The organism is Parendozoicomonas sp. 2304DJ65-17 (assembly GCF_058148445.1).
In genome coordinates this window covers 1-261 of record NZ_JBYVJV010000061.1, presented here as the reverse complement: position 1 = coordinate 261, position 261 = coordinate 1, and the positions used below count along the sequence as shown (strand labels likewise).

General features: G+C 49.4%; 1 protein-coding gene. It reads left to right on the top strand.

The features are described from left to right. Nucleotides 1-49: 49 nt before the first annotated feature. The gene (locus ACY2RR_RS24535; protein WP_490110825.1) at nt 50-202 is read left to right on the top strand and encodes an efflux RND transporter permease subunit; all 153 of its coding nucleotides are present in this window, start codon (nt 50-52) and stop codon (nt 200-202) included. Nucleotides 203-261 lie beyond the last annotated feature (59 nt).

The following is a 261-nucleotide window of genomic DNA, read 5'->3' as shown; positions in this document are numbered from 1 at the left end:
TGGATGCTGATGTGGCCGCAAGCGCTGAAAAGGATTGAGACGCTCATTCATGATCCTTTCTGATCTTACGGTAAAACGCCCTGTTTTTGCCACAGTAGTCAGCCTGCTGCTGATCACTTTTGGTATTGTTGCGGTCCTGTTGTTACCCGTTCGGGAGCTTCCCGATGTCACTTCTCCGGAAGTGAGCATATACACCGCTTAGGACGGTGCGGCTTCTGAAGTTGTTGAATCCAAAATCACTGATGTACGGGAAGATCAGCT

What these genes read in the sequence shown, in the direction of transcription:
- ACY2RR_RS24535 (WP_490110825.1), top strand. Translation starts at nt 50, where the DNA reads ATGATCCTTTCTGATCTTACGGTAAAACGCCCTGTTTTTGCCACAGTA.